General features: G+C 70.9%; 22 protein-coding genes, 1 pseudogene and 1 riboswitch. Of the genes and pseudogenes, 15 read left to right on the top strand and 8 right to left on the bottom strand.

Going from position 1 to position 24,349, the window contains the following annotated elements; genetic code table 11:
* The first annotated feature begins 18 nt into the window (after positions 1 to 18).
* The 7 genes from ACO057_RS23070 (at position 19) to ACO057_RS23040 (ending at position 8,257) form a co-directional block, all read left to right on the top strand.
* Entirely contained in the window at positions 19 to 795 is a 777-nt protein-coding gene (locus tag ACO057_RS23070) for a LamB/YcsF family protein (RefSeq protein WP_421995943.1), read from the top strand.
* 92 nt (positions 796 to 887) lie between these two features.
* Positions 888 to 1,316, top strand: coding sequence for a hypothetical protein (locus ACO057_RS23065; protein ID WP_421995941.1), 429 nt, complete (start codon positions 888 to 890; stop codon positions 1,314 to 1,316).
* Between the two features lie 78 nt (positions 1,317 to 1,394).
* Positions 1,395 to 1,733: a hypothetical protein gene (locus tag ACO057_RS23060; RefSeq protein ID WP_421995939.1), complete on the top strand. Its 339-nt coding sequence runs from the start codon at positions 1,395 to 1,397 to the stop codon at positions 1,731 to 1,733.
* Between the two features lie 54 nt (positions 1,734 to 1,787).
* Positions 1,788 to 3,431 (top strand): efflux RND transporter periplasmic adaptor subunit, encoded by a 1,644-nt coding sequence (locus tag ACO057_RS23055; protein ID WP_421995937.1) that lies wholly within the window; start codon positions 1,788 to 1,790, stop codon positions 3,429 to 3,431.
* Positions 3,431 to 6,562: an efflux RND transporter permease subunit gene (locus tag ACO057_RS23050; protein WP_421995935.1), complete on the top strand. Its 3,132-nt coding sequence runs from the start codon at positions 3,431 to 3,433 to the stop codon at positions 6,560 to 6,562. Before ACO057_RS23055 ends, ACO057_RS23050 begins: the two co-directional genes overlap by 1 nt.
* 11 nt (positions 6,563 to 6,573) lie before the next feature.
* Positions 6,574 to 6,942 (top strand): hypothetical protein, encoded by a 369-nt coding sequence (locus ACO057_RS23045; RefSeq protein ID WP_421995933.1) that lies wholly within the window; start codon positions 6,574 to 6,576, stop codon positions 6,940 to 6,942.
* A gap of 124 nt (positions 6,943 to 7,066) precedes the next feature.
* Complete coding sequence (locus ACO057_RS23040; protein ID WP_421995931.1) at positions 7,067 to 8,257, top strand: diguanylate cyclase; 1,191 nt, start codon at positions 7,067 to 7,069, stop codon at positions 8,255 to 8,257.
* Positions 8,258 to 8,260: 3 nt separating this feature from the next.
* Here ACO057_RS23040 and pcaB read toward each other — a convergent pair whose 3' ends face one another.
* From pcaB to pcaH, 3 genes are read right to left on the bottom strand one after another with little or no spacing between them, the layout of a single operon-like run.
* On the bottom strand, positions 8,261 to 9,607 hold the full coding sequence (gene pcaB, locus ACO057_RS23035; RefSeq protein WP_421995929.1) for a 3-carboxy-cis,cis-muconate cycloisomerase: 1,347 nt from the start codon (positions 9,605 to 9,607) through the stop codon (positions 8,261 to 8,263).
* A gap of 4 nt (positions 9,608 to 9,611) precedes the next feature.
* Entirely contained in the window at positions 9,612 to 10,145 is a 534-nt protein-coding gene (gene pcaG / locus ACO057_RS23030) for a protocatechuate 3,4-dioxygenase subunit alpha (protein ID WP_421995927.1), read from the bottom strand.
* Entirely contained in the window at positions 10,142 to 10,843 is a 702-nt protein-coding gene (pcaH, locus tag ACO057_RS23025) for a protocatechuate 3,4-dioxygenase subunit beta (protein ID WP_421995925.1), read from the bottom strand. Before pcaH ends, pcaG begins: the two co-directional genes overlap by 4 nt.
* A gap of 105 nt (positions 10,844 to 10,948) precedes the next feature.
* Positions 10,949 to 11,103, top strand: a riboswitch (FMN riboswitch).
* A 133-nt stretch (positions 11,104 to 11,236) separates the two neighbouring features.
* On the opposite strand from pcaH, the gene ACO057_RS23020 reads away from it, so the two are divergent.
* From ACO057_RS23020 to ACO057_RS23005, 4 genes are all read left to right on the top strand, one after another.
* Positions 11,237 to 11,710: a 6,7-dimethyl-8-ribityllumazine synthase gene (locus tag ACO057_RS23020; RefSeq protein WP_421995923.1), complete on the top strand. Its 474-nt coding sequence runs from the start codon at positions 11,237 to 11,239 to the stop codon at positions 11,708 to 11,710.
* A gap of 120 nt (positions 11,711 to 11,830) precedes the next feature.
* The gene (locus ACO057_RS23015; protein ID WP_421995921.1) at positions 11,831 to 12,715 is read left to right on the top strand and encodes a DMT family transporter; all 885 of its coding nucleotides are present in this window, start codon (positions 11,831 to 11,833) and stop codon (positions 12,713 to 12,715) included.
* Positions 12,716 to 12,770: 55 nt separating this feature from the next.
* Positions 12,771 to 13,967, top strand: a complete 1,197-nt coding sequence (locus ACO057_RS23010) for an LLM class flavin-dependent oxidoreductase (RefSeq protein WP_421995919.1) — start codon at positions 12,771 to 12,773, stop codon at positions 13,965 to 13,967.
* 324 nt (positions 13,968 to 14,291) lie between these two features.
* Complete coding sequence (locus tag ACO057_RS23005; protein ID WP_421995917.1) at positions 14,292 to 14,735, top strand: hypothetical protein; 444 nt, start codon at positions 14,292 to 14,294, stop codon at positions 14,733 to 14,735.
* A 10-nt stretch (positions 14,736 to 14,745) separates the two neighbouring features.
* Here ACO057_RS23005 and ACO057_RS23000 read toward each other — a convergent pair whose 3' ends face one another.
* From ACO057_RS23000 to glpK, 3 genes and pseudogenes are all read right to left on the bottom strand, one after another.
* Positions 14,746 to 15,072: an AtuA-related protein gene (locus tag ACO057_RS23000; RefSeq protein WP_421995915.1), complete on the bottom strand. Its 327-nt coding sequence runs from the start codon at positions 15,070 to 15,072 to the stop codon at positions 14,746 to 14,748.
* A complete protein-coding gene (locus ACO057_RS22995; protein ID WP_421995913.1) occupies positions 15,069 to 16,454 on the bottom strand; it encodes an acyclic terpene utilization AtuA family protein in 1,386 nt (461 codons plus the stop codon). Before ACO057_RS22995 ends, ACO057_RS23000 begins: the two co-directional genes overlap by 4 nt.
* Positions 16,455 to 16,497: 43 nt before the next feature.
* A pseudogene (gene glpK / locus ACO057_RS22990) lies at positions 16,498 to 17,996 on the bottom strand (glycerol kinase GlpK).
* Positions 17,997 to 18,096: 100 nt separating this feature from the next.
* On the opposite strand from glpK, the gene ACO057_RS22985 reads away from it, so the two are divergent.
* Both ACO057_RS22985 and ACO057_RS22980 read left to right on the top strand, forming a co-directional pair.
* Positions 18,097 to 18,564 carry a hypothetical protein gene (locus ACO057_RS22985; protein WP_421995911.1) on the top strand — a complete coding sequence of 156 codons (468 nt, stop codon included), beginning with the start codon at positions 18,097 to 18,099 and terminating at the stop codon, positions 18,562 to 18,564.
* Positions 18,565 to 18,658: 94 nt separating this feature from the next.
* Positions 18,659 to 19,831: a M20 aminoacylase family protein gene (locus ACO057_RS22980; RefSeq protein WP_421995909.1), complete on the top strand. Its 1,173-nt coding sequence runs from the start codon at positions 18,659 to 18,661 to the stop codon at positions 19,829 to 19,831.
* A 36-nt stretch (positions 19,832 to 19,867) separates the two neighbouring features.
* Here the strand turns inward: ACO057_RS22980 and ACO057_RS22975 are convergent, their stop codons facing one another.
* On the bottom strand, positions 19,868 to 20,644 hold the full coding sequence (locus ACO057_RS22975; RefSeq protein ID WP_421995907.1) for an aspartate/glutamate racemase family protein: 777 nt from the start codon (positions 20,642 to 20,644) through the stop codon (positions 19,868 to 19,870).
* A gap of 68 nt (positions 20,645 to 20,712) precedes the next feature.
* Between ACO057_RS22975 and ACO057_RS22970 the strand changes: the two genes are divergently transcribed.
* Positions 20,713 to 22,344 carry a methyl-accepting chemotaxis protein gene (locus ACO057_RS22970; protein ID WP_421995905.1) on the top strand — a complete coding sequence of 544 codons (1,632 nt, stop codon included), beginning with the start codon at positions 20,713 to 20,715 and terminating at the stop codon, positions 22,342 to 22,344.
* Positions 22,341 to 23,489, top strand: a complete 1,149-nt coding sequence (locus ACO057_RS22965; RefSeq protein WP_421995903.1) for a PP2C family protein-serine/threonine phosphatase — start codon at positions 22,341 to 22,343, stop codon at positions 23,487 to 23,489. The genes ACO057_RS22970 and ACO057_RS22965 overlap by 4 nt, the downstream gene beginning before the upstream one ends.
* 3 nt (positions 23,490 to 23,492) lie before the next feature.
* On the opposite strand, the gene ACO057_RS22960 is transcribed toward ACO057_RS22965, so the two are convergent.
* On the bottom strand, positions 23,493 to 24,349 hold an 857-nt coding region (locus ACO057_RS22960), incomplete at its 5' end, for a chemotaxis protein CheA (RefSeq protein ID WP_421995901.1).

Here is a 24,349-nt window from a genome sequence, read left to right as displayed (position 1 = left end):
CGCGCCATCATCCCGATCATGGTCGCCATCTCCCTCAACGCCGATCTCGGCGAAAGCTTCGGGCCCTGGAAGATGGGCGACGACGCGGCGCTGCTGCCGCTCATCAATTCGGCGAGCCTGGCCTGCGGCTATCACGCCGGCGATCCCGAGATCATGGCCGAGACGGTGCGGCTCGCCTTGGCCGCGGGATGCAGCATCGGCGCCCATCCGGGCTTTCCGGACCTCCAGGGCTTCGGCCGACGCGCGCTGAAGATGTCGGCGCGCGAGGTGGAGGCCATCACCGCCTATCAGATCGGCGCGCTCGGCGGGGCGGCGGCGCTGCATGGCGGCAAGGTCACGCATGTGAAGCCGCACGGCATGCTGAACACCCTCGCCAGCGCCGATGCCGATCTCGCTTGCGCCATCGCGCGCGCCACGCGGGCCGTGGACCGCGAGATGATCCTGGTGGTCCTGCCCGGCACCGAGCTGGAGCGCGCCGGCCGCGCCGAGGGGCTGCGCTGCGCGCTCGAAGGCTATGCCGACCGGCTCTACGAGCCCGATGGCCGGCTGTCCTCGCGCGCCCTGCCGGACGCCGTGCATCACGACATCGCCGTGATCCGCGAGCAGGCGCTGCGCATGGTGCTGGAGGGCGAGGTCATCGCCCGCGGCGGCGTGCGGCTGAAGCTGGACGTGCAGACCCTCTGCCTGCACGGCGACGAGCCCAGCGCCGTCGAGGCCGCGCGGCAGGTGCGGGCCGGCCTGCTGGCGGGCGGGGCGGAGCTGAAGACCCTGCCGCAGATGGAATTTCCCGGGTAGCGCCTCGCCGTTCGGCTCGTTGCGGGAATGATGGTGCCGGGCCAGCCCGATATGCCATCATCCCCCGCACCGGAAGAGGGAGACGGCGCGCCATGACGAGCAACGGATTTGCACTCCTCGCCACCATCATCCTCGTGTTCCCCATGCTGTACTTCCTCGTGGCCTCGCCGACCTTCCTGCTGAGGCCGCTGAGCGACCCGATCGTCACCTGGATGCTGCGTGGCCTCTTCAACGTCTATTTCTCGGTCGTGAGCGTGACCTGCGGGATCGCGGTGATGGCCTTCCTCCTGGCCGACCGGCCGCTGGTCGCCCTCGGGATCGGCGTCGTCGCGGCCCTCGCGATCGGCGCGCGGCGCTGGTTCCTGTCGAGGATGGACGCGGAGCTGGGTGTCCGAGACGCGGGCGACGTCACCGCGGTCCGCCGCCTGCGCCGCCTTCACTGGGGCGGCATGGCGTACAATGCGGTCCAGTTCGTCGTGATCGTCGCCAGCATTTCCAGGATTTTCCCGACCGGGGCCTGATCCCCGCCTCGCCACCTTCACATGAACTTCCCGTGAGCTATTGACCGGCCCTACCGCACCGCGATACCCGTGAAGGGCATGATCCTGATGCGCTTCCATGGAATCACACGGCGGCTCCTGCCCGTCCTGATGGCGCTGCTGCTGTGGAGCGGGGCCCCGCACGCGCATGCCTTCGAGGGGCATGGCGCCGAGGTGTCCGCGCAGTCCTCGCAGGACGGCCATGACCACGGCGGCAAGGCCTCGCCCTGCGGCGTGCATTGCACCATGTGCCACCCGGCCTCGCTGCCACCACTGGGCTTCCACGCGACGACGCCCGTCGCCGTGCTCCGCATCGATCTCGCCGGCCCCGACACCATTCGCCTCGGTCGTGCCGGCGACACGCCGCAAAGACCCCCCAGGCTGCCCGCGATCGCCTGAGCGCACGGCCGTCCGGCCGCGCGCTGCGTCTCGCATCGCCGGAAGGCCTGTTCCATGTTCCATCGCGCCCTGCGCCGTGCCGTCCTGGCCTGCGCCCTGATCCTGTCCACGCCCGCTCTCGCCCATGAAGGCCATGACGACGCAGTGGCGGCCTCCGCGCCCGCGCGGCCGCGCATCGCCGTGCACTCGGAGCTCTATGAGCTCGTCGCCGTCCGGGAATCGGCCGACCAGGTCCGGATCTGGCTGGACCGCTTCGACAGCAACGCCCCCGTCGCCGATGTGCGCATCGAGGCCACGCTGGGCGATGCCAGCCTGGCGGCCGAGCCGCAGCCGGATGGCACCTACGTCCTGCATTCCGAGCTGCTGGCCGCCACCGGCACGCCCTTCGAGCTGATCTTCGCGATCACGGGCGCCCTCGGCGACGACCTGCTGCTGGGCACGCTGCCTGCCTTGGCGCCGCCCGACCCGCACGCCGGCCCGCATGACAACCCCTGGCAGGCCGCGCTGGAATGGGCCGCGCACCGCCCCTGGTTTCCCATCGGCGGCGGCGTGATGGGTGGCTTCGTCCTGGCCATGCTGCTGCGCCCGCGCCGCCGGGCCGTGGCCGTCGCCCTGCTGCTCGCCGTCGCCGCGATGCCCGCCCAGGCGCATGAGGGCCATGACGACCCCGCGCCCACGGCCGGCGGCATGATCGACACGCCTCAGCGCCTCCCCGACGGCACCGTCTTCCTGCCCAAGATCAGCCAGCGCCTGCTGGAGCTGCGGACCGTCACCCTGCGCGAGGAGGAGGCACGCCGCGCCGTCACCCTCGTCGGCCGCGTCGTCGCCGATCCCAATCGCGGCGGCCTCGCCCAGAGCATCGCGGGCGGCCGCGTCACCGCGCCCGAGGGCGGCCTGCCGCGCCTGGGCCAGCAGGTCCGGCGCGGCGAGGTGCTCGCGCTGGTGGAGGTCCCGCTGCCCATCGCCGACCGCACCACCATCGCCGAGCGCTCGGGCGAGATCGACCAGCTCATCGCCGGCGCCGAGGCGCGGCTGAACCGCGCGCGCTCCCTGGTCGCGAGCGGCGCGGGCACGCGCGTGCAGGTCATCGACACCGAGATCGAGCTCGACGGCCTGCGCCGCCGCCGCGCGCTCATCGGCGCGAACCGCATCGAGCCCGAGGCCATCCGCGCGCCGGCCGACGGCATCATCGCCGTCGCCCGCGTCGTGGCGGGGCAGGTGGTGCAGGCGCAGGACATCCTGTTCCAGATCCTCGATCCCGGCGGGCTCTGGGTGGAGGCGCTGGTCTATGGCCCCGACGCCGCGCGGCTGGAGGTGCAGGACGCGACGGCCTCGGTCGGCGACGGGCCGCCCATGCGGCTCACCCTGCAGGGCTTCGGCCAGGCGCTGCAGCAGCAGGCGACGCTGGTGCAGTTCCGCATCGAGGGGCCGCCCTCGGGCCTGCCGCTCGGCCAGCCGGTGCGCGTGGTCGCGCGGCTGGCGGAGAACCTGCGCGGGCTGATCCTGCCGCGCGCCGCCGTGGTGCGCGCGGCCAATGGCGAGAGCGTCGTTTGGCGCCACATCGCCCCCGAGACCTTCGCCGGAACCGCCGTGCGCATCGAGCCGATCGACGCGGCGCGCGTGCTGGTCTCGGCCGGGCTTTCGCCCGGGGAGCGCGTGGTGGTGCAGGGCGCCGGCCTCGTGAATCAGATCCGCTGATGTTCGCCGCCCTCGTCTCCGCGAGCCTGCGCAACCGCCTGCTCGTCCTCGCCGCCTCGCTCCTCCTGATGGCCTATGGCGCCTTCGTGCTGCCCAAGGTGCCGGTGGACGTCTTCCCCGACCTCAATCGCCCGACCGTCACGCTGCTGACCGAAGCCGAGGGCCTCGCCCCCGAGGAGGTGGAGCGCCTCGTCTCCTTCCCCATCGAGACGGCGATGAACGGCATGCCGGGCGTGACGCGCGTGCGCTCCGTCTCCTCGGTCGCGCTCTCCATCGTCTTCGTGGAATTCGACTGGTCGGCCGAGCTCTATCGCAGCCGCCAGCTCGTCGCCGAGCGCCTCGGACTGGTGCGCGCCAGCCTGCCGGTGGGGCTGAACCCGGTGATGGGGCCGGTCAGCTCCATCATGGGCGAGATCATGCTCGTCGCCATCACCGCGCGCGACACCTCGCCGATGGACGTGCGCGAGGCGGCCGACTTCGACATCCGCCCGCGCCTGCTGGCGATCCCCGGCGTGGCCCAGGTCATCCCCATCGGCGGCGAGGTGCGGCAATACCGCGTGACGCCCGATCCGGCGGCGATGCAGGTGCTGGACGTGAGCGCGTCGCAGATCGAGGCGGCGGTGTCGCGCTTCGGCGCCAATACGGGCGGCGGCTTCGTGGATCAGCAGGGGCGGGAATACCTTATCCGCAACCTCGGCCTCACGCGGCGGCTGGAGGATCTGCGCGACACGCCGGTCGCGCTGCGCGTGGGGCAGGCCGCGCCCATCCTGCTGCATCAGGTCGCCTCGGTGGAATTCGCCGCGCGTCCGCGCCGCGGCGATGCGGGCTATATGGGCGGGCCGGCCGTGATCGTGGCCGTCCAGAAGCAGCCCGGCGCCGACACCATCACGGTCACCCAGGCCGTGGAAGGCGCGCTCGCCGAGATCCAGCGCGGCCTGCCGGCGGGGATGGAGGCCACGCGCGTGCAGTTCCGCCAGGCGGACTTCATCGCGACCTCCATCCGCAACGTCGAGCAGGTGCTGCTGGAGGCGGCGGTGGTCGTCTCGATCGTGCTGATCCTCTTCCTGCTCGATGTACGGGCGACGGCGATCTCGCTGGTGGCGATCCCGGTCTCGGTGCTGGCGACGGTGGTGGTCTTCCATCTCGCGGGGCTGACCATCAACACCATGACGCTGGGCGGCATCGCCATCGCCATCGGTGAGCTGGTGGACGACGCCGTGGTGGATGTGGAGAACATCCTGCGCCGCCTGCGCGAGAACGCCGCGCGGGCCGAGCCGCATCCCATCCTTCAGGTGGTGGCGGCGGCGAGCCAGGAGGTGCGCTCGGGCATCGTCTACGCGACGATGATCGTGGTGCTGGTCTTCGTGCCGCTCTTCGCGCTGCCGGGCATCGAGGGGCGGCTCTTCGCCCCGCTGGGCGTGGCCTATATCGTCGCGATCCTGGCGAGCCTGCTGGTCTCCGTCACGCTGACGCCGGTGCTGGCCTATTGGTGGCTCGGGCATCGGCGCTCGTCGCATCGGGCGGACAGCTTCGTGCTGCGCGCGATGAAGCGGCTGAACCGTGCCGTGGTGCTGCGCGGCCTGGCGGCGCCGCGCGTCGTTTATGCCGGCGTGCTGCTGATGTTCGGCGTGGCCGCCTGGGGCGCGTGGAGCCTGCCGCGCGCCTTCCTGCCCGCCTTCAACGAGGGCACGGTGCTGGTCACCCTTTCCTTCCGCCCCGGCATCTCGCTGCCGGAATCGAGCCGGCTGGGGGCCATCGCCGAGGGGCTGGTCGCGCAGGTGCCCGAGGTAATCTCCGTCGGCCGGCGCACCGGCCGCGCCGAGCTGGATGAGCACGCGGAGGGCGTGCATATCAGCGAGCTCGACGTCGCGCTGCGGCGCTCCGCGCGTGGGCGCGAGGCGGTGCTGGCGGATCTGCGCACGCGGCTCGCCCCGCTGCCCGTCGCGCTGAACCTCGGCCAGCCGATCCAGCACCGGCTGGACCACATGCTCTCCGGCGTGCGGGCGGAGATCGCGCTCAAGCTCTTCGGCCCGGATTTCGACACGCTCGGCACGCTGGCCGAGGGGCTGCGCGCCCGCTTCGCGGCCATCCCCGGCCTCGTGGACCTCCAGGTGGAGCGCCAGGTGCGCATCCCGCAGCTGCGCGTGCTGCCGGACTACGCCCAGGCCTCGCTCTACGGCATCACGCCGGCGGCGCTGAATACGGCGCTGGAGGGCCTGTCCAACGGCCGCGTCGTCTCGCAGATCGTGGACGGCGTGCGCCGCTTCGACGTGGTGGTGCGCCTCGCCGATCGCGACCGCACGACCGAGGGTCTGGGCGATCTGCTGGTGGCCACGCCGGGCGGCCATATTCCGCTGCGTCTGATCGCCTCGGTCGAGGAGGTGGACGGCCCCAACCAGGTGCTGCGCGAGGGCGGGCAGCGACGCATCGTCGTCTCGGGCAATACCGACGGCGTGCGCGACGGCGCTTCCATCGTGGCCGATATGCGCGCGGCCCTGGCCCAGGCGGCCCTGCCACAGGGCTATTCCGTGGTCATCGAGGGCAATGCCCAGGCCCAGCAGGAGGCCACGCGCACCATCGGCCTGCTTTCGCTGGTCTCGCTGGCGCTGGTCTTCGTGGTGCTCTTCTCGCGCTACCGCTCGGTGGCGCTGGCGCTGATCGTGATGGGCAATATCCCGCTCGCGCTGATGGGCAGCGTGGCGGCGCTGTGGCTCGCGGGGCTGCCGCTCTCGGTGGCCTCGATGGTCGGCTTCATCACCCTGGCCGGCATCTCCGCGCGCAACGGCATCCTGAAGGTGAGCCACACCCTCAACCTCGCGCTCTTCGAGGGCGAGCGCTGGGGCCGCCGCCTCGTGCTGCGCGGTAGCGAGGAGCGGGTGGCCCCGGTGCTGATGACCGCGCTTTCCGCCGGGCTCGCCCTCACGCCGCTGCTCTTCGGCGCCGGGGAGCCGGGGCGCGAGATCCTGCACCCGGTGGCGGTGACGATCTTCGGCGGGCTGATCAGCGCGACGATCCTGGATGCGGTGCTCACGCCGCTGCTCATCTGGCGCTTCGGGCGCCGGGCTTTGGCACGTCTGGCCGCGGACCACGCGGACCGGCCGCTGCGCGACGCGGCCTCGGCCGCCTATTGATGGAGAAGACCATGAAACTCTCACGCCGTATCCTGTTCGGCGCCTGCCTATTTTCCCTCCCCGCGCTCGCCCAGGCGCCGCGCGGCCCCAATGGCGGGCCGCTCTCCACCGAGCACGGCCACAGCTACGAGCTGGTCGTCTCGGGCGCGACGCTCACCGTCTTTCTGAGGGACGGCAGTCGGCCGATGCCCAGCCGGGGCGCGACCGGGCGGCTGGTGGTGCAGTCCGGCGGGCAGACGGTGAATCTCGCGCTCGCGCCGGCCGAACCCAATCGCCTGACGGGCAGCCTCGCCACGCCGCCGGCTTCGGGCGCGCGCCTCGTCTTCACGGGGCAGCTGGCGGATGGCCACCGCCTGCAGGGGCGTTTCGTGGTGGAGTGAGGCCCCGCTGTCGTCGTCGGGCGCGAATGCCGCTAATGTTCGGCGCCCCCGGCGATGAAATGGACGACCGATTTTGACTGGCTCGCTGCTCCTTCTGACTCAGGCGATCCTGTATTTCTGTGTCATGACCGCGCTGCTGCGGATCCGGCGATGGGTCGGCATCGGGGTTTTCGTTTGCGCGGTCGGCGTCATGCACTTCCTCGAGACCTATCTCGCGGCGGTGTTCTTCATCGAACTGCCCTTCGGCCTGATCTCGCCGGGATCGACCGTCATGTTCAGCGGCAAGCTGGCGATGATCCTGCTGCTCTACATCATCGAGGACAGCGAGACGGTCCGGCAGCCCATCTATGGGCTGCTCGTCGGCAATGCCCTCATGGTCGGGCTGGTGCTTCTGCTGCGCTTCTATGAGCCCGCCTCCGGCCTGTCGAACCTCGGTCCGGATCTGATGCTGATCGACCATGTCGGGGTGCTGATGGTCTGGGGCACGACGCTGCTCTTCATCGACAGCATCGCGATGATCCTGCTCTACGAGGCGGTGGCGCAGCGATGGCCGGGGCGTATCTTCCCCTCGATGCTGCTGAGCCTGACGGTGGTGCTGACCTTCGATCAGCTCGCCTTCTACCTCGGCCTCAAGATCGTCGCGGGGACGCCCATCGCCGCGCTCTTCGGCGGCTGGGTGGCCAAGATGGGCGCCGCGCTCACCTTCACCCTCATGGCGGCCGCCTATCTGCGCTGGGTGGAGCGCCCGCCCTCGGTGCATGAGCAGGAGGGGACGGCCGGGCTCTTCGGCAAGCTCACCTACCGGCACCGCTACGAGGCGCTGCTGACGGCCAGCCGCCTCGATCCCCTGACGGGCGCGCTCGACCGGCGGCAGTTCGACAACCTGGGCCCGGCGCGCCTGACGCGGGCGGCGGCGGAGCGCGGCACGCTCGGCCTCGCCCTCGTGGACATCGACCACTTCAAGCGGGTGAACGACACCCATGGCCATCAGGCCGGCGACCTGGCGCTGCGCCAGGCCGCCGCCGCCCTCCAATCGGCGATCCGTCCGCGGGGCGAGATCTTCCGCTATGGCGGCGATGAATTCGTGGTCCTCTGCGACGGGCTCACGCCGCAGGATCTGCCCGAATTCGCGGAGCGGCTGCGCCTGGCGGTGGCGCGCAGCGGCGGGTCGGCGCTGCCGGCGCCGCTGACGGCCTCCATCGGCATCGCCGGCTTTCCCGGCGATGCGGCGACCTTCGAAGACCTGCTGCGCCAGGCCGACCTTCGCCTCTACGAGGCCAAGCGCCTCGGGCGCGACCGCGCCGTCAGCGGCTGAGGGTCAGCCCATCCGGTCCAGCACCTGATCGACGAAGACCATGGCGCTGCCCAGGTAGTTCTCCGGGTTGCACATCGCCGCGATGAGCGCCGGCTCCACGCGCGAGGCGATCTCGGGCTGTTCCTTCAGCGCTTCGGCCAGCGGGATGCCGCGCGCGATCGCGACGTCGCAGGCGTTGTTCACGATGTGATGCGCCTCGCCGCGCCCCAGGATGGGCGCGAGCTCCATCATCACCTGCTCGGAGGCGATGAGCCCGCCGGTGGAGGCGAGGTTCTTCAGCATGCGCGCGGGGTCCACCACCAGGCCCTCGGCCAGGAAGCGGGCCTGGGCGAGGGCGCCATGGGTGAGGTTGAAGGCCTGGCCGATGGCCAGCGACTCGGCCTGCCAGGGGCCGGTGCCGCGCTCCAGGTCCTGCGCCATGGCGGCCAGCATCTGCGGCACCAGCGCGTGCACGCCGCGCGACTGGGCGATGATGTATTCGCAGGAGATCGGGTTGCGCTTCTGCGGCATGGTGGAGCTGCCGCCGCGGCCGAAGACATGCGGCTCGTTCACCTCGGCGATCTCGGTCTGCATCAGCAGGATCACGTCGGTCGCGATCTTGGAGAGCGCGCCGCAGACGAGGCCGAGGAAGCCGATCGCCTCGGCGAAGCCGTCGCGCGCGACATGCCAGGGAATGTCGGGGCAGGCGAGGCCGAGCTCGCGCGCCAGCTCGCGCTGGACGGAGATGCCGCGCTTGTCGAGCGAGGCCAGGGTGCCGGCCGCGCCGCCGAATTGCAGGCGCTCCACGCGCGGGCGCAGCTGGTCCAGGCGCTCCACCATGGTGAGCAAGGGCGAGAGCCAGACCGCGACCTTGTAGCCGAAGGTCACCGGCAAGGCGTGCTGGAGGTGCGTCCGCCCGGCCATGATGGTGCCGCGATGGCGGCGGGCCAGCGCCGCCAGCGCGCCGTTCAGCTCCAGCAGCTCGCCGCGGATGAGCGCCAGGCCCTGGCGCATCTGCATCACCACGGCGGTGTCCATGACGTCCTGGGTGGTCGCGCCCCAATGCGTCCAGCGGCCGGCTTCCGCGCCGGCGGCGGCGGTGAGCTGCTTCACGAGGCCCACGACCGGGTAGCCGGTGTTGCGCGTCGCATCCGCCAGGGCCGCGAAGTCGAGCCTGTCGACCTTCGCGGCCTCGGTGATGGCGGCGGCGGCCGTCTGCGGCACGATGCCCAGGCGCGCCTGGGCGCGGGCCAGCGCGGCCTCGAAGTCCAGCATGCGCTGGAGGAAGGCGCGCTCGCCCATGGCGGCGCGCATGGCATCGGTGCCGTAGAGCGCGCCCATGACGGGCGAGTCGGCGGGATTCACGGGCATGGGTTCAAATATCCAGGAAGACGGTTTCCGCCCCGCCCTGCAGCCGGATGTCCAGCTGCCAGGTTCCGGGGATGACCGGGGTTGCGGTCATGGTGCTGCGCCGCTCGCTGGGGACGAGGGACAGGAGCGGGTCGCTGTCGTTCAGCGGCTCCCCGGCGAAATACAGGCGCGTGGTGAGGTGCTGCAGCAGGCCGCGCGCGAAGATCGCGATCTGCACATGCGGGGCCTGCAGCGTGTTGCCGCGGCCGGGGACGGGGCCGGGCCTGATCGTGGTGAAGCGGAACTGCCCCCCGCAATCGGTGGCGCAGCGCCCGAAGCCCTGGAAGCTGCCGTCGTAGCGGCCCTGCGGATCGGCGTGCCAGATCTCGATCATGGCATCGGTGACGAGCGCGCCGTCGCCGTCGGTGAGCGTGCCCTGGAGGGTGATGCGCTCACCCGCCGCGCCGGCATTCGGGCCGTCCTCGCGCAGCAGGTCGGCCCAGCCGGGGAAGTCGATGAGGTGCCAGAAGGGGCCCGCGGTCTGGTGGGCGGTGCTCATGCGTGCTCCTCCTCGAAGGGCGTCGCGGAGGGGCCGCGCAAGGTGATGTCGAAGCGAAAGCCGAGCGCGAATTCGGGCTGCGTGACGTCGAGGTCGAAGATCGCGACCAGCCGGTTCCGCGCCGCCTCGTCGGCGGTGGCGAGGAAGATCGGGTCCAGCGGCAGCAGCGGGTCGCCCGGAAAATACATCTGCGTGACGAGGCGCTGCGCGAAGCCCTGGCCGAAGAGGCTGAAGTGCAGATGCGCCGGCCGCCAGGCATTGTGGTGGTTGCGCCAGGGATAGGCGCCGGGGCGGATGGTGGTGAAGCGGTACCAGCCCTCTTCATCAGTGAAGACGCGCGCCTGGCCGGAGAAATGCGGATCGAGCGGGGCGTCGTGCTGGTCGCGCGGGTGGTGATAGCGCCCGGCGGAATTGGCCTGCCAGACCTCGACCATCGTCCCGCGCAGCGGCATGCCGCGCTCATCCCGCACGCGGCCGGTGACGATGATGCGCTCGCCCATCGCCGCCTGGCCGTCGACGATGGACATGTCGGCCTGGCTCGGCAGGTCGAAGCGCGGCGAGCTCGCCTCGGTGAGGGTGAAGGGCGCCCTGATGGGCTCCTGCTTCGGCGCGCGCTTGTGGGTGCTGCCGTAGGAGGGGCTGTCGAGCGGCGGCTGGCTGCCGGGAACCGCGCGGGCATAGGGGGTCGGGTCGGACATGGGGCCACTCTAGAGGGATCGGGCGCGCGCCATCAAACCGCGTGGCGCGGTTGCCAAGGCGGGCCTTCGGGACGATGTTGGAACTGCTCCGGGATGTCCCGGGGCAAGCGTTCTCAGGGCGGGGCGAAAATCCCCACCGGCGGTGATGGCGAGCGATCGCCTCAGCCCGCGAGCGCCCGTTTTCCCTCGGGGAGGCGGGGTCAGCAGATCCGGTGCGATCCCGGAGCCGACGGTCATAGTCCGGATGGAAGAGAGCGCGATGTCGTTGCCGGCCCGTCGGGACGGAGCGCGATCCGTGGAGGCCGAAGGGCCGAAGCGGTGAATCGCTCTCCCCACGATGGGCGGGCGAGGGCTCGTGCGCCCTGATTCAGGTCTCAACCCGAAGAGGGAAGCATGAATCAGACTGACAACACCCGTTTCGCCTTCATCCAGTCCGGCTGGCACCGGGACATCGTCGGCCAGGGGCGCGAAGCCTTCCTGGCGGAGATGGCCCGGCGCGGCGTTCCTGCCGGCCGCATCGACGTCCATACGGTGCCGGGCGCCTTCGAGATTCCGCTGCACGCCAAGCTCCTGGCGCGATCCGGGCGCTATGCCGCGATCGTGGCCTGCGGGCTGGTGGTGGATGGCGGGATCTACCGGCACGACTTCGTGGCCGGCGCCGTCATCGACGCGCTGATGCGCGTGCAGCTGGAGACGGAGGTGCCCGTGATCTCGGCGGTGCTGACGCCGCAGCATTTCCACGACCATGAGGAGCACCAACGCTTCTTCAGCGACCACTTCCTCGTGAAGGGCAAGGAGGCGGCGATCGCCTGCCTCGACACGGTGGCGGCACTCGCCGCGCTGACGGAGCTGCGCAAGGCGGCCTGACGGCGGGCGCGCCGGCGCGCGAGGGGACTTCGCCGCCGGCGCGCTTGCGGATGCCAGGGTTTCGGGCGGAAGCTGGCCGCGCGACTTCGACGTCCGCGGCCAGATGGGGATCTTCCGGCTTTGAGCACCACCACCCGGCCAGCCTGGCTGACGGCCGCGCCGATCCTCTTCGTCTCGCTGTGGTCGGGCGGCTTCACGGCCATCAAGCTCTGCCTGCCCTATGTCGAGCCGCTGACCCTGCAGGTGCTGCGCTACGCCGTGGTGGTCGCGCTGCTGGGGCCGCTCTGGCTGATCCTGCGTCCGGCGCGGCCGAGCCGCGCGACGCTCCTGCACCTGGTCCGCATGGGGCTGCTGGTGCAATTCGCCTATTTCGCCTCGATGAACCTCGCCATGTCCCATGGCATGGGCGCGGGGACGATCGCGCTGCTGATCGGGCTCCAGCCCGTGATCGTGGCGCTCCTCGCGCCCAGCGTCATCGGCGACCCGCCCGTGGGCAGGCGCGGTTGGATCGGGCTGCTGCTGGGCATGGCTGGCGCGGGCCTCGTCATCGTCTCCGGTTCGGGCCTGGCCGCGAGCGGATGGGTGGGGCTGTTTTTCGCAACGACCGCCCTGGCGGTCATGACGGCCGGCGCGCTGCTGGAGCGCAAGGCCGCGAAGGGAACGAAGACCGACCTCGTCACCGCCAATCTCGTGATGTGCGCGGTGGCGCTGGTCGCGACCCTGCCGCTGGCCGCCGGGCTTGAGACCATGCGCGTGGAACTGGCGCCGCAATTCTTCGTGGGGCTCGCTTACCTCGTCTTCGTGAACTCGCTGATCTCGCTGTCGCTGCTCTTCGCGATGCTGCGGCATGGCGAGGCCGCGCGGGCCTCCTCGGTGTTCTTCCTGGTGCCGCCGCTGGCCGGGCTCATCGCCTGGGCGGTGCTGGGCGACGTGATGTCGCCGCTGGCCATCGCGGGCACGGCGGTCGCTGCTTTCGGCGTCGCATTGGTCGTCTGGAAGCGTTGACCTTCGCCGAACGAGCGGCCAGCCTGACGCGAATCACCAGCGGGAAAACGTCACCATGGCCCATGCGGGTTTGAAGTTCGGCATCTTCCTCGCGCCCTTCCACAGGCTGGGCGACAATCCGACGCTCGCAATCCATCGCGACATCGACCTGCTCGTGGCGCTGGACTCGCTGGGCTATGACGAGGCCTGGATCGGCGAGCACCATTCGGCGGGTTGGGAAACCATCGCGAGCCCGGAGCTCATCATCGCCGCGGCGGCCGAGCGCACCAAGCACATCAAGCTCGGCTCGGGCGTGACGAGCCTGCCCTATCATCATCCCTTCCTGGTCGCGCAGCGCTTCGTGCAGCTCGACCACATGACGCGCGGCCGCGCCATGCTCGGCTGCGGCCCCGGCGCGCTGATTTCCGACGCCTATATGATGGGCCTGGAGGCGAAGACGCAGCGCCCGCGCATGGAGGAAGCGCTCTCGGCCATCATGAAGCTTCTCGCCTGCGAGGAGCCGGTCACGATGAAGACCGACTGGTTCGAACTGCGCCAGGCGCGGCTGCATCTTGCGCCCTACTCCTACCCGCATATGGACATCAAGGTTGCTTCCTCCACGACCCCCTCCGGCGTGCTCGCCGCGGCGAAGCACGGGCTGGGCCTGATCTCGCTGGGCGCCGGCCTGCCCGGTGGCCCGCAGAAGCTCGCCGAACAGTGGCGGCTGGGCGAGGCCGAGGCCGCCGGGCACGGCAAGACCATGAACCGCGCCGACTGGCGCCTCGTGGTGAACCTGCATGTCGCCGAGGACGACGAACTCGCGATCCGGCAGGTGAAGGCGGGGGAGCGGATGGAGACCGAGGATTACTTCGGCGAGGTGCTGGGACGCCCCCCCACTCGCTCGGAAGAGCCCTTGCGCGACGGGCTCAAGGCCGGCACCACCCTCGTCGGCAGCCCCGAGACGGTGGCCAAGGGCATCGAGCGGCTGCTCGCCTTCACCGATGGCGGCGCCGGCGGCATCCTTTTCCGCGCGCATGAATGGGCCGATCGCGAGCAGACGCTGCGGAGTTTCGAGCTTTTCGCCCGCTGGGTCATGCCGCGTTTCCAGGGCAGCCTGCGCATGCAGACCGAGAGCCGCGAATGGTGCGTCGCCAATCGCGAAGGCATCTTCGCGCCCAATCTCCAGGCGTTGAAGCAGGCCTTCGTCGATGCCGGTCAGGAAGTTCCGGAGATGGAGCGCCTGAAGCTGCGCGAGCGCCGGCCAGCCGAATGACCCAGGGCTGAGATGACCCGGGCGTCCGATGTGGTATTTCCGCAACAAGTGCTGAAGTAACGGATATTATTCAACCTTTGCGTGCAAAAAAACTTGCAGTGCACGCAAGTTAGACCGCAGATTCACCTCACCCTACCTGACGGGATTTTCTGTGGCGGGCCGTCATCCTCCCCGGGGTGCGGCGACGCCGGACATTAGAAGACAGGACTGAGGGGCAAAGTGGATATTGGATTCAACGCGCCAAGATGGCTCACGCTGGATGCCGCAGCCGCTTATCTCGGGATGACGCGGGCGGCGTTTTCCAAGCTGATCGACGCGAGGAACATGCCTCCGGGTATTCCGTCGCTCGGCCGTCTGGTCTGGGACCGTTTCGCCCTCGACGTCATCGCGGCGATGGGTGGGGGGACGGTAAGGGCGGCCGGCGTTGCACCAGGCGCGAAGACGCCCGCGATGGCCCTGGCCCCGGTCCTCGAATTTCCCTCGACCGACGCCCTGCTGCCCCGCCGGCTTATCGAGTCCGCGACGGCGGGCCATAGCGATCTGCACCACCGGACGGTGCAGATCTACCGCGCCAGCGCGAGCGTGCGCGGCCCCTGCGAGCCGCCGGTCACGATCCGGATCGAAGGCTCGCTGACCAAGGCCCGGCAGGGCGCCGCGCGGCGCTTCGGCAGCGGCAGCGTCGGGCAGGAAATCCGCCTGCACGATGCCGCCGGCGTCCTGGTCGCTATCCGCCCGGCAGGGCGGCGGCATTGGGACATCCTGATCTAGCGGCCCGAAGCTAGCGGTCGGGCAACTCCACCGTCAGCGCGAGCAGGCGGAAGGAGTTGGACTTGCCGTGGCCGTCGAGGTTGAGGCTGCCGTTCACGCCACCCTCCAGCACCTCGTCGACCACGAAGTTGAAGGCCTGCAGATTCGGCAGGTCGTAGCGCACGCAGCCCGTGGCGCCGCGATGGGTGAACAGCGCCAGCACGCGGTCGGCCGTGATCTGTTCGGCGAGGATCGCGTAGTGCTCGGGCTTATAGGGCATCAGCGACATGTTGAGGCGGTTGCCCTTGTCGCCCGCGCGGCTGTGCGCGATCTCGTGCAGCAGGACGGTGGTGGTCATCCGGCGATCTCCCTGGCGGTGCGGACGATGACGCGGGTGGGCACCCGCTCGCGCAGCACGAGATGGCTGCGGGTCAGGATGCGCGGCGTGACGCGCCACCGCGCCCCGCCCGTTCCCGCCGTGCCGCAGCAGAGCATGGCGAGCACCTCGCGCGAGGCTTGGTCCGCATCGTCGCGCGTATGCGCCTCGACCGCGAGGCGGATGCGGATGTCCTCGGGCTCCGGCCCGGCATAGCTGCGCCAGAGCGCGCCGTCGTCGCTGTCATGCACGCTGGCGACGCCGATCAGGTCCACGCGCGCGCGGACGTCGAGGCCGCGCACCTTCATGCGCTGCAGCAGAACCTCGGCCGTGGCGCGGGCGCGGGCGAGCGCATTGGGGCCGGCGACGGAAACCTCGCCCTCGCCGAGCCAGCTTCCCTCGAAGCTCGCGGTGACCTTGAGCGTGTCGGGCCGCGCATGGCCGCGCAGGTTGTACAGTGCCACGCGGTCCTGGCCGACCTGTTCGACGCGGCACTGGCTGATGTCGAGCACGACGTCGGGCGTGATGTAGTGCGAGGGGTCGTGCAGCTCGTAGAGCAGCTGCTCCTTGATGGTGCGCAGGTCCACCAGGCCGCCGGTATCGGCCGCCTTGGTGATGACGAGGCCGCCCTCGGCCGTCACTTCCGCGATCGGGAAGCCGATATTCGCGGGGTCGGGGATGTCCTTGAAGCCGGGGTCCCAGAAGACGCCGCCGGTGACCTGGCTGCCGCATTCCAGCAGGTGGCCCGTGGCCGCGCCGAGCGCCAGCGCGTCCCAGTCGTCCATCCGCCAGCCGAAGTGATGCGCGAGCGGCGCGATGGCGAGCGCGGGGTCGCTGGTGCGTCCGGCGACCACGACGTCGGCATCCTGGGCCAGCGCCTCGATGAGCGGTTCCGCGCCGATATAGGCATTGGCGGCGATGAGCTTCCACGCGCCCATGTCGAGCCCCGCATCGGCCTCATGCACGGGCAGCTGTCCGCCGGCGACGAGGCCGGTGACGTCGTCGCCCTCGACCAGCGCGATGCGCAGATCGGGCAGGCCCTGCGCCATCGCGAGCTTCGCGACGGCGATGGCGGCGGAGGAAGGGTTGGCCGCGCCCCAATTGCCCAGCAGCGGGATATTGTTCTGCTTGGCGAGGGCGAGGATGGGGGCGAGCAGCCGTTCCAGCATCGGCTCGTAGCCGGCATTGGGGTCGCGCCGCTTTTCCAGATGCGCCAGGGCCACGGTGCGCTCGCCCAGCGTCTCGAAGAACATCGCGGAGGGCAGGCCGCTGGCGATGAGGGTCTTCAGGACGGGCAGGGGCGCATCCACGCGGTCGCCCGAGAAGCCTGCGCCGTTGCCGACCAGGAACCTGTTGTCTGTCATGAACTCCTCCGGCGCGCAGTCATGGTCGCGGAGGGCGATGCGGTCAATCCGCTTTGGTGAGCACGCGTGCCACGGCCTCGCGCCAATCGGCCTTGCGGCGATCGGCCTCGGGACGCGCCATTCGCGGCTGGAAGCGCCGCTCGCGCCGCCAATGGGTGGAGGCGTCGCCGGGCGGCGGCAGCAGTCCGGCCTGGAGCCCCGCGAGATAGGCCGCGCCCAGCGCCGTCGTCTCCGGCACCACCGGCCGGTCCACCGGGGCGCCGAGGATGTCGGCGAGGAACTGCATGGTCCAGTCGCTCGCCACCATGCCGCCGTCGACGCGCAGAACGGTGTGGCCCGTGCCCGATTTTCCCATCTGGGGCCAGTCGCGGCGCATGGCGTCGAGCAGGTCGGCCGTCTGCAGCGCCACGCTCTCCAGCGCGGCGCGGCAGATCTCCGCACGCCCCGAGGCGCGGGTGAGGCCGAGGATGGCGCCGCGGGCCTGCGCGTCCCACCACGGCGCGCCGAGCCCGGTGAAGGCCGGCACCAGGTGCACGCGCTGCGCCGGATCGGCCTTGGCCGCGAGCTCGCCCGCCTCGCTGGCCTTGGCGATGATGCCCAGGCCGTCGCGCAGCCATTGCACCGTCGCGCCCGCCATGAAGATGGAGCCCTCCAGCGCATAGCTGCGCCGGCCCCCGAGCTGCCAGGCGATGGTGGTGAGGAGCCGGTTGGTCGAGGTCACCGCCTCCTCGCCCGTCACCAGCAAGGCAAAGCAGCCGGTGCCATAGGTGGACTTGATCATCCCCGGCTCGAAGCAGGCCTGGCCGAGCGTGGCCGCCTGCTGGTCACCGGCCATGCCGAGGATGGGGATGGAGCCGCCCAGCAGCCGCGTCTCGCCAAATCGCGCGGCGCAGTCGCGCACCTCGGGCAGGATCGCGCGCGGGATATTGAAGAGAGCCAGCATCTCCTCGTCCCACACGCCACGGCGGATGTCGAAGAGCAAAGTGCGCGCGGCATTGGTCGCGTCGGTGGCGTGGACGCGGCCCTCGGTGAGGCGGAACAGCAGGAAGCTGTCGACCGTGCCGAAGCAGAGCTCGCCGCGCTCGGCGGCGGCGCGGGCGCCGGGGGTGTTGTCGAGCAGCCAGGCGAGCTTGGTGGCGGAGAAATAGGGGTCGAGCAGCAGCCCCGTCCGCGCGGTGACCAGCGCCTCATGCCCCGCCGCGCGCAGCGATTCGCACAGCGCCGCCGTGCGGCGGTCCTGCCAGACCGGCGCGCGGCCGACCGCCCGGCCCGTCGCGCGCTCCCACAGCACGGTGGTTTCGCGCTGATTGGTGATGCCGATGCCCGCCACATCCGCGGCGTGGCGCCCGCCTTGTCCAGCGCCTCGCGCAGGACGCGCAGCGAATGGGACGCGATGTCCTCGGGCTCGTGCTCCACCCAGCCGGGGGCGGGGAAGTGCTGCGGCAGCTCGATCTGCGCCGTGGCGCGCGGCACCAGCGCGGCATCGAAGGCGATGGCGCGGGTGGAGGTCGTGCCCTGATCGAGGGCGAGCAGGACGGTCAAGTGTTATTCCGACGCATGAATTTTCCTCCAGATCCGTTGACGCAGCATCCATGCGACACCTAGGATTTGGCCCCTACGAGCAGAAGACGGAAACTCCCTCATGGTCAACAAGCTTGCCGCCCTCGCCCTGGCGGGCAGCCTCTTCGCGCTTCCGGCTTTCGCGCAGGACTTCAATCAGCGCCCGACCTTCGGCACGCTGGACCTGCAGACGAACTTCCAGCCGGATCCGCGCAGCATCGACGTGACGGCCGGCGGCAACATCAATTCCGAGCGTCTGGGCAATGGCTGCACGGGCTCGATCGCCAATGCGCCGGACGTGCGGCTGAACTACCAGGCCGGTAGCTTCCCGCTCTACATCTCGGTGCAGGCGCAGGCGGACACGACGCTGGTCGTGAACCTCCCCGACGGGAGCTGGGTCTGCAACGACGACCTGAACGATCTGAACCCCGGCATCGTCCTGAATCGCCCCGCCTCGGGCCAGTACGATATCTGGATCGGCGTCTTCGGCGGCGGCTCGGGCGCTCCCGCCCGGCTATCGGTCTCCGAGATCCCGCCGCAGCGCCGCTGATCGCGATTTGACGCGCGGCCATCGCGGGTCTGAAATCCATGGGGCCTGCGGAACCTTCCGCAGGCCCTTCTTTTGAGTCCAGGATTCCCCCTCCATGCCCGTGAACAACAGCATCGCCGCCTTCGCCGAAGAGATGACCGAATGGCGGCGTGACATCCACGCCCATCCGGAGCTGCTCTTCGAGGAGCACCGCACCGCCGAGACGGTGGCGACGAAGCTGGCGGAATGGGGCATCGAGGTGCATCGCGGCATCGCGGGCACGGGCGTCGTGGGCGTGCTGCGCAGCGGCAATTCCGGCCGCACCATCGGCCTGCGCGCCGATATGGACGCGCTGCCCATGCCGGAGGAGACGGGCCTGCCGCACGCCTCCACCGTGCCGGGCAAGATGCACGCCTGCGGGCATGACGGCCACACGACCATGCTGCTCGGCGCGGCGAAATATCTGGCCGAGACGAAGAACTTCGACGGCACGGTCCACTTCCTCTTCCAGCCCGCCGAGGAGGGCGGCGCCGGCGCCAAGGTGATGATCGAGGAAGGCCTCTTCGAGCGCTTCCCCTGCGACAGCGTCTATGGCGTGCACAACGATCCCGGCCTGAAGCTGGGCGAGATCTCGGCGGTGTCCGGCCCCATCCTGGCGGCGTCGGACCGCGTGACCCTCACCGTGAAGGGCCGCGGCGGTCATGCGGCGCGCCCGCATATGTCGCTCGACCCGATCCTGATCGGCGCGCAGATCGTCGTCGCCATCCAGGGCATCGTGGCGCGGCGCGTGGATCCGCTGGATTCCGCGGTGATCAGCCTCTGCCAGTTCCATTCGGGCACGGCGAGCAATGTGATCCCCGACACGGCCACCATCAACGGCACGATCCGCACGCTGCGGGCTGAGACGCGCGACGAGATGGAGCGCCTCATCACCCAGATCAGCCAGAACATGGGTGCGATGTACGACGCGGAAGTCGTGGTCGAGTACAAGCGCGGCTACCCGCCGACCGTGAACCACGAGGCCCAGACCGAGCGCGCGGCCATCGCGGCGGCGAAGGTCTCGGGGGCCGACAAGGTGATCCGCAAGCGCCCGCCCGCCATGGGCGCGGAGGACTTTTCCTACATGCTGATCGAGCGTCCGGGCTGCTTCCTCAAGCTCGGCCAGGCCGGTGCGAACAAGGGCGGCGTGCCGGTGCACAACACCAAATACGACTTCAACGACGACCTGCTGCCGATCGGGGCGAGCTTCTTCGCCACGCTGGTGGAGCAGGAGCTGCCGCGCGGCTGAACCGCCCCGCGATAGCGAGAGGGCCAGCCCCTCTCGCTATTTTCCACCGTAGAGCGCGGTGAGCTCGGCCTGGTATCCCGCCAGCGGCCGCGCCCGCTGGGCCTTCGCGACGGGCGCGAGCCCCGCCAGCGCGGCCGCCAGCCGCACGCCGGCCGCCGTTCCGTCCACCAGCGGCGCAGCCACATCCTGGGCCAGTTGCGGCGCCAGCCCGGCCAGCGGCCCGCCCGCCAGGATCACGACCTCCGCGCCGTCCCGCTCGATGCTTTCGCGGCACAGCTCCAGGATGGCGTCGCGCCGCTCCTCCGCGACCCGCCCGGGATCGCCCGAGAAGGCCGGCCCCATGCGGAAGCCGGCGCAGCGCGCGGCGAGCCCCGCGCGCTCCAGGCAATCCTCGAACATGGGTTTCAGCGCGGCGGTGAAGCTCACGATGCCGAAGCGCCGGCCCAGCAGGCAGGCTGCGTGGAAGGCCGCCTCGCTGATGCCGATCACCGGCACGTCCAGCAACTCCCGCGCCGCTTCCACGCCCGGATCGCCGAAGCAGGCCACGACGGCCGCGTCGAACTGGCCGCGCCGTGCGGCCAATGCCGCCACCGTCGGCGGTCCGGCGACCATCCAGTCCGCGCGGGTGACGATGAGCGGCAGGCCGAAGGGGGCGGTCACCGTCTCGACCACGCAGCCGGCCGGCCGCGCGGCCTCGGCCGCCTGGGCGATGCGCGAGGTCACGGAATCCGTGGTGTTGCTGTTCACGACGAGGATGCGGCAGGCCATCGGCGACTCCACGGGCGGGTTCTCGGCCGCCGGACGGAAATGCACGGCGCCTTTGGTTATCGGGGCGGTAGATGCTGCCCGCGCGGCGGGAAGTGATGTATCCTAAGCTTGTAATGGCTCAGGACACACAGGCTCTGAAGACCCCGACCTCCAGCTATTCCGGCGCCATCCGTGGCGCGGGAGCTCCCAGGCACGGGCGCTTCATCGGGCGCATCGGCACGCGCGCCGCCGTCATCCTGATCCTGATGTTCTCGGTGATGGCCATCCTCGCCGGCAACTCGCTCGTCCTGCTGGCGCGCCAGGGCGCGATCATCGAGGAGATGGGCGTGCGCGACCGCGCCGCCATCGAGGCCGTGGACGACTTTTCCAACGACGTGGCCGATTTCGCCCAGGGCTTCGCCGCCGTGCTGGCGGGCGTCCTGCCGCCCACCGTCACGGCCGTGCGCATGCAGCGCAACGCCGAGGGCATCCAGGACAGCTTCGACCTGCTGATCTCCCTGGTGGGCGACCGGGTCGACAGCATCGTGGCCGCCGGCGCGCGCGACATGCGCGCCCGCCTGCCCGACCTCGGCGAGCGCACGCGCGACGCCTTCGCCCGCCGCCAGCGCGACCAATACGCGCCGCTGCAGGAGGAATGGCTCGACATGGTCGTGGCCTTCAATCGCCTGGCGAGCGACGCGCGGGCCATCGCCAAATCGGATGCCGACGCCAATCTGCTCCAGGCGCACCGCCTGCAGGAGGAGGGGCGCCTGATCACCTATGTCGCGGCGGGCGTGGGGCTCATCGCGCTGGCGCTGGTCTGGTTCGTGCTGGTGCTGCTGACGGCCTGGCCGCTCTCGCGCCTCGCGGCCTCCATGCAGAAGCTCGCCCATGGCGAGGCGCAGGTCGAGGTGCCCGGCCTGGACCGCGCCGATCAGGTCGGCGAGATGGCGCGCGCCGTCGATGTGTTCAAGACCAATCTCGGCAACACCAACCGGCTGATGGAGCAGGCGCTGGAGGGCGCGCGGCGCACCGCCATCGTGACCACCCAGGCGAGCCAGGCCATCGGCCAGGTGAGCGACGGCGCGATGACGCAGCTCGCCGAGCTTCGCCAGGTCTCCGACGCGCTCGGCCATACGACCGAGGCCGTGGCCGATGTCGGCCGCAGCACCCAGCGCGCGCGCGACACGGCGGCCGAGGCGCAGTCGCTGCTGGGCGCGAGCCTGGAGAAGGTGCGCCAGCTCATCGAGACGGTGGATGCGGTCGGCGAGGACACCGAGCGCGTGACGCGCATCGCCGGCACCATCGCCAAGATCGCGACGCAGACCAATATCCTCGCCATCAACGCCGCCATCGAGGCGGCGCGCGCGGGCGAGCATGGCCGCGGCCTCGCCGTCGTCGCCGAGGAGGTGCGTGCGCTCGCCGCCAATACCGAGGCGCTCGCGCAGGAGATCGCGGATGTGGTGCTCGCCGCCGGCCGCCGCACGCGTGAGGGCGCGGGCACGGCCGCCGCCGTGGGCGAGGCGATGGATGATTTCGAGCGGCTGACCGGCGAGAGCGCGCGCCTCGCCGCGGCCATCGCCGTCGCCATGGAGGAGCAGCAGACCACCGTCGCCTCGCTGGACGAGCGGGTGGCGGTGCTGACGCGGATCGGCCAGTCCAATGCGACGGCCGCGGAGGAAATCACGGTGACGATGATCGACCTGTCCCGGCTGGCGAGCGAATCGCGCGGCGCGGTGGAGAACATGGCGGCGCGCCCGGAATGAGGGCGGACATCCTCGTCGTCGACGACAGCAGCTTCAACCGGCTGCTGCTGAAGCGGCGGCTTGCCGAGCTCGGCTTCGGCGAGCCGGACATGGCGGTGAACGGCGTGGAAGCCTTGGCCGCGATCGCCGCGAAGCCCTTCGACGTGGTGCTTCTCGACCTGGAGATGCCCGAGCTCGACGGTATCGGCGTGCTGGAGCGGCTGCACGGCATGCCGAACGCGCCGCCGGTCATCGTGATCTCGGCGCAGACGGAGATGTCGGGCGTCATCCGCTGCATCGAGCTGGGCGCCGAGGACTACCTGCCGAAATCCTTCGATCCGCCGCTGCTCAAGGCACGTCTCCAGGCGGTGCTGGAGAAGAAGCGCCTGCGTGACCTCGCGGCCGAGCGCCTTCAGGCGCTGGAGGCCGAGCTCGAAAGCGCGCGCCAGGCGCAGCTCTCGCTGGTGCCGCGCGACTTCGCCGCGCTGTCGCGCGGGCGCGTGACCGTGGCCGCGCATATGGAGCCGGCGCGCGAGGTGGGCGGCGATCTCTACGACATGCGCTGGGTCGGCCCGCATCACCTCGTCTTCGTGGTGGCCGACGTGGCGGGGAAGGGGGCTTCGGCCGGCCTGACCATGGCACGCAGTCTGGGCCTCATCCGCGCGGGCGTGCGGCTCGCGGATGCCAGAGGCGAGGTGCCCGATCCGGGCGATCTGATGACCCTGGCCAATGACGACCTCGCCTTCGACAACCCGGAGATGACCTTCGTGACGGCCGCGCTGGGCGTGCTCGACGCGCAGACCGGCGAGGGGCGCATCTGCGTGGCCGGGCACGAGGCGCCGCTGCGCCTTTGCGCCCCGGGCGTGCAGGTGATGGGCGGCTATTCCATCCAGCCCGCGCTCGGCGTGATCGAGGACTTCCCCTATTCCAGCGCGCCCTTCGCCCTGGCGCCGGGCGAGGCGATGCTCCTGCTCACCGACGGCGTGACCGAGGCGCAGGACCTGGAGGGCGAGCTCTTCGGCAAGGAGGCGGTGCTGGTGGCCCTCGGCTCGCTGGTCGAGCCGGCGCCGGCGATCGAGGCGCTGCTGGCGGCCGTGGCCAGCTTCGTGAAGACCGCGCCGCCGGCCGATGACGTCACCGTCCTCGCGGTACGTTTCCAGGCCTGATTCTCAGAGGCTGTCGGGCTCCAGCAGCAGCACCGGTTCGCCATTTCCGAGCACGCCCACGCCCCCCACGCCGGGCGTGCCGGCCAGGGCCGGATGCAGCGGCTTGAGCAGCAGGTCGGTCCGCCGTCCCACCCGATCGACCGCGAGGGCCAGGGCCCCGGCGGGCCGGCGGATGAGCACGATGGCGCTGCTGCGCGAGGGCGGCAGGCGCAGCACCGATTCCAGCGTGATGATCGCCTGGCCGGCCGCGAGCTGCTCCGGCCGGATGACGGAGTCCACACGCCCGGAGGGCAGGGCGTAGAGGTGGCCCGCGGCCTCGACGAGCAGCACGGGCTGGATGGCGGCGGTCAGCGGCAGGTCGAGGATGAAACGCGTGCCCGCGCCGGGCTCGCTCTCCACGCGCACCGAGCCGCCGGCGCGCCGTGCCGCATCCTGCACCACGTCCAGCCCGACGCCGCGCCCGGAGGTCTCGCTGACGGCGTCGCGGGTGGAGAAGCCGGGCAGGAAGAGCAGCGCGTGGATCTCCGCCCGGCCGAGCCGCGCCCCGGCCTCGGTGGAGATCAGCCCGCGCGAGACGGCGCGCGCGAGGACCGCCGCGTCGTCGATGCCGCGGCCGTCATCGGCGATGCTGACGAAGAGGCGGCCCGGCTGGCGGTCCGCGATGAGGAGCAGCCGCCCGGTCGCGGGCTTGCCGGCGGCGATCCGCTCGGCCGGGGGCTCGATCCCGTGGTCCACCGCGTTGCGGACGAGATGCAGCAGCGGATCGGCCAGCAGGTCGGCAAGGCTGCGGTCGATCTGGACTTCCTCGCCCTGGACCTCGAGCGCGACCTCGCGGCCCTGGGATTCCGCCGTGGCGCGCA

It is taken from the genome of Roseococcus sp. (assembly GCF_965227005.1).
Lineage (GTDB): Bacteria > Pseudomonadota > Alphaproteobacteria > Acetobacterales > Acetobacteraceae > Roseococcus.
The sequence above is the reverse complement of the archived record's forward strand: the minus strand, read 5'-3'. Positions and strand labels throughout refer to the sequence as shown.

Bases quoted from the DNA above. Each gene is read 5' to 3' on its own strand.
- ACO057_RS23070 (WP_421995943.1), top strand. From the start codon at position 19: ATGGTCGCCATCTCCCTCAACGCCGATCTCGGCGAAAGCTTCGGGCCC.
- ACO057_RS23065 (WP_421995941.1), top strand. From the start codon at position 888: ATGACGAGCAACGGATTTGCACTCCTCGCCACCATCATCCTCGTGTTC.
- ACO057_RS23060 (WP_421995939.1), top strand. From the start codon at position 1,395: ATGATCCTGATGCGCTTCCATGGAATCACACGGCGGCTCCTGCCCGTC.
- ACO057_RS23055 (WP_421995937.1), top strand. From the start codon at position 1,788: ATGTTCCATCGCGCCCTGCGCCGTGCCGTCCTGGCCTGCGCCCTGATC.
- ACO057_RS23050 (WP_421995935.1), top strand. From the start codon at position 3,431: ATGTTCGCCGCCCTCGTCTCCGCGAGCCTGCGCAACCGCCTGCTCGTC.
- ACO057_RS23045 (WP_421995933.1), top strand. From the start codon at position 6,574: ATGAAACTCTCACGCCGTATCCTGTTCGGCGCCTGCCTATTTTCCCTC.
- ACO057_RS23040 (WP_421995931.1), top strand. From the start codon at position 7,067: ATGACCGCGCTGCTGCGGATCCGGCGATGGGTCGGCATCGGGGTTTTC.
- pcaB (WP_421995929.1), bottom strand. From the start codon at position 9,607: ATGCCCGTGAATCCCGCCGACTCGCCCGTCATGGGCGCGCTCTACGGC.
- pcaG (WP_421995927.1), bottom strand. From the start codon at position 10,145: ATGAGCACCGCCCACCAGACCGCGGGCCCCTTCTGGCACCTCATCGAC.
- pcaH (WP_421995925.1), bottom strand. From the start codon at position 10,843: ATGTCCGACCCGACCCCCTATGCCCGCGCGGTTCCCGGCAGCCAGCCG.
- ACO057_RS23020 (WP_421995923.1), top strand. From the start codon at position 11,237: ATGAATCAGACTGACAACACCCGTTTCGCCTTCATCCAGTCCGGCTGG.
- ACO057_RS23010 (WP_421995919.1), top strand. From the start codon at position 12,771: ATGGCCCATGCGGGTTTGAAGTTCGGCATCTTCCTCGCGCCCTTCCAC.
- ACO057_RS23005 (WP_421995917.1), top strand. From the start codon at position 14,292: ATGCCTCCGGGTATTCCGTCGCTCGGCCGTCTGGTCTGGGACCGTTTC.
- ACO057_RS23000 (WP_421995915.1), bottom strand. From the start codon at position 15,072: ATGACCACCACCGTCCTGCTGCACGAGATCGCGCACAGCCGCGCGGGC.
- ACO057_RS22995 (WP_421995913.1), bottom strand. From the start codon at position 16,454: ATGACAGACAACAGGTTCCTGGTCGGCAACGGCGCAGGCTTCTCGGGC.
- ACO057_RS22985 (WP_421995911.1), top strand. From the start codon at position 18,097: ATGGTCAACAAGCTTGCCGCCCTCGCCCTGGCGGGCAGCCTCTTCGCG.
- ACO057_RS22980 (WP_421995909.1), top strand. From the start codon at position 18,659: ATGCCCGTGAACAACAGCATCGCCGCCTTCGCCGAAGAGATGACCGAA.
- ACO057_RS22970 (WP_421995905.1), top strand. From the start codon at position 20,713: ATGGCTCAGGACACACAGGCTCTGAAGACCCCGACCTCCAGCTATTCC.
- ACO057_RS22965 (WP_421995903.1), top strand. From the start codon at position 22,341: ATGAGGGCGGACATCCTCGTCGTCGACGACAGCAGCTTCAACCGGCTG.